This is a genomic window from Actinokineospora sp. (assembly GCF_050699995.1).
Classification (GTDB): Bacteria; Actinomycetota; Actinomycetes; order Mycobacteriales; family Pseudonocardiaceae; genus Actinokineospora.
The window spans coordinates 1-2,720 of sequence record NZ_JBOHGC010000606.1 but is presented as its reverse complement, the minus strand read 5'-3'; the positions used below and the strand labels follow the sequence as shown (position 1 = coordinate 2,720).

General features: G+C 70.8%; 3 protein-coding genes. All 3 read left to right on the top strand.

The features are described from left to right. Positions 1–1,496: helix-turn-helix transcriptional regulator (locus ACRDSQ_RS29250; protein WP_431425503.1), on the top strand; the 1,496-nt coding region annotated here is incomplete at its 5' end. A 99-nt stretch (positions 1,497–1,595) separates the two neighbouring features. Further along, positions 1,596–1,829, top strand: coding sequence for a hypothetical protein (locus ACRDSQ_RS29245; RefSeq protein WP_431425502.1), 234 nt, complete (start codon positions 1,596–1,598; stop codon positions 1,827–1,829). Then, positions 1,826–2,665: a winged helix-turn-helix transcriptional regulator gene (locus ACRDSQ_RS29240; protein ID WP_431425500.1), complete on the top strand. Its 840-nt coding sequence runs from the start codon at positions 1,826–1,828 to the stop codon at positions 2,663–2,665. The genes ACRDSQ_RS29245 and ACRDSQ_RS29240 overlap by 4 nt, the downstream gene beginning before the upstream one ends. Positions 2,666–2,720 lie beyond the last annotated feature (55 nt).

Below are 2,720 nucleotides of genomic sequence, written 5' to 3'. Positions count from 1 at the left end.
ACGCGGGCCTGCCCGAGCAGGCCAACCGGGCCGCCCGCGCCCTGCTGGCCGCCGAGGCGCGGCCGCTGCAGCGGGTGCGGGTGCGGATGGCGGTGATCCACCTGGCGGGTCAGGGTCTCGGCGGCATGCGCGAGATGTTCGCCGCCGCCATCGCCGACGCGGGCGACGACGCCGCGTCCCAGGCTCTGTTGTTCCTCTGGCAGTCGTGGGCCGCCATGGTCGCCGCCGACTCCGACAAGGCCATCGCCGACGCCGAGCGCGCGGTCGAACTGGCCCGGCAGGTCGGCGACCACAACACCGAGGCCCTCGCCGCCGCCGCGATCGCCCTGCAGTTCCGGGTGGTCGGCCGACCCGACAGCTGGTCCGCGCTCGGCGCGGCCCTCGCGCTGCCCGCCCCCGACGTCGACGGCTGGACCCACCTCTCGCCGCGCTACATCGGCACCCGCTTCGCGATCTTCGACGACCGGCTCGACGACGCCCGGTCCGACCTGCTGGACATGCTCGCACTGGTCGAACACGGCGCGGCCGAGGAACTCGTGCACGTGCTGCGATCGCTCTCCGAGGTCTCGGTCGGCCTGGGCCGCTGCCAGGACGCGCTGAACTACGCCGACCGCGCGCTGCGGATCGCGGGCGAGGCCCGGATGAGCCCCGGCCCCTGCTGGCACGCCAGCGCGGAGGCCGAACTCGCGGGTGGCAACGTCGCCCGCGCCCAGTTCCTCGCCGAACGCGGCATCCGCGCGTCGGAACAGGAGTCCGACGGTGTGTTCGTCCGGCGGCACCTGCATGTGCTGGGGCAGGCCCTGCTGCGGTCGGGTCAGCCCGCGCAGGCGGTCACCGCGCTGCGCCGGGTCGCGGAGTCCGAACCGACCGGGGGCAACCCGTCGATCCTGCGGTGGCACGGCGACCTCGTCATCGGCCTGGTGGCCACCGGCGAGCTGGACGACGCCGAACGCGTGCTGTCCCAGGCCCGCGCCACGATCGACGGCAAGCCGCACACCGACGGCGTGAGTGCCCGGCTGGACCGCGCCGAGGCCAACCTGCTCGTCGCCCGCGGCGAGTCCGATGCCGCCATCGCCCTGCTCGACCGCGCGACGGCGGCGTTCACCGCGCTCAGCCAGCCGCTGGAAGTCGGCAAGACCCACCTGACCCGCGCCAAGACCGAACGCCTCCGCCGCCGCTTCGCCCCTGCCCGCGCGGCGTTGGACGCGGCCGCGGAGGTCTTCCAGAACGCCCACGCCCGCCCGTGGACCGATCAGACCGAGCAGATGCGTTCCCGCCTCGACGGTTCGGACACCGCGCCGCCCACGGCGCTGCCGCTGACGACCGGCGAATCGCGGATCACGGAGCTGGTGGCCGAGGGCGCCACGAACCGGGAGATCGCCGACCGGCTGTTCGTCAGCGTGAAGACCGTCGAGGCGACGCTGACCCGGCTCTACCGCAAGCTCGGGATCCGGTCGCGGACCCAGCTGATCCGGTTGCTGCGCGACCAGGCCTAGTTATCTCATGAAAAACCCATGCCGGTCGCATGCGTTTTTCATCTCGGGCACCGTAATCGCTCACGACCTTTGGCGTCCGCGCGCGAGTACCGTTTAGGTATGGGCGCGGGTTTGCTCGCAGAGGATGAGTTTGGCGGATTTCGGCTGGACACCAGTGTTTTCGCCGGAACGGCAGGCGCAATTGTGAAGATGCACCGCGGACGGCGCGACAGCACGATGGAACTGTACACCGCAGAAACAATCCTACGGAGTAAGCCCATCGTCGACTACGCCTGCGGCGACGGGAATGTCATCGGTTGCGGGGACGACGCAGATTGGATGCGGACAAAATGACGGATAACCAATGGAAACTGGTCGTCGACCGGGAGGGCGTGACCATCGCCAGCGATCGGTTTCGGCTGACCGCGGCGGGCACCGTGCCCGCTCAGGGTGAGCTCGCGCCGGACGAGGCCGTGCTCGAGGCGATGGAGTCCAGCCAGCTCGAGGGCATCATCTCCGAGCTGCAGTCGATGACCCGCCGGACCTACGGGCAGTTCTGCGGGCTGTCCCGTGCGGTGGAGATGGTCGGCGAGCGCTGGGCGCTGCTGGTCATCCGGGATCTGCTGGTCGGCCCGAAGTCGTTCACCGAACTGGCCGAGGGCTTCCCGCGGCTGTCCATCGACGTGCTCTGCGCCCGCCTGCGGGAGATGGAGCACTTCGGCGTGCTCGAGGAGAGCATGAAGGACGGCGACATGACCTACGAGCTGACCGACTACGGCCGGGCGCTCGACGACATCGTCATGGCGCTGGGCCGGTGGGGCGCGCTGTCGCTGGAGGACCCGCGCCCGGAGGACATCATCACCGAGAACTCGATGATCATGGCGCTGCGCTCGACCTATCAGGCCGAGGCCGCCGCCGGGCTCACCGCGAGCTTCGAGCTGCGCCTGGGCGAGGTCATCATCCACGCCAAGGTCGTCGACGGCGTGCTCAAGGCCGGTGCCGGGCCGCTCCCGGGCGCCGACCTCGTCGTCGACCCGGGCCCGACGCTGAAGATGCTGATGACCAACGAGATGACCCCGGTGCAGGCGATCGACACCGGCCACGTCACCCTCACCGGCGACACGTCGCTGTTCCCGCGCTTCGTCAGCCTCTTCCAGATCCACCCGGTCCCCGTCTCGGTCGGCGACTGACCCCTCCACCTCAAGAGCCCGGCGCCCCCCAGCGCCGGGCTCTTCCCCTTTCGCG

What these genes read in the sequence shown, in the direction of transcription:
- ACRDSQ_RS29245 (WP_431425502.1), top strand. Translation starts at nt 1,596, where the DNA reads ATGGGCGCGGGTTTGCTCGCAGAGGATGAGTTTGGCGGATTTCGGCTG.
- ACRDSQ_RS29240 (WP_431425500.1), top strand. Translation starts at nt 1,826, where the DNA reads ATGACGGATAACCAATGGAAACTGGTCGTCGACCGGGAGGGCGTGACC.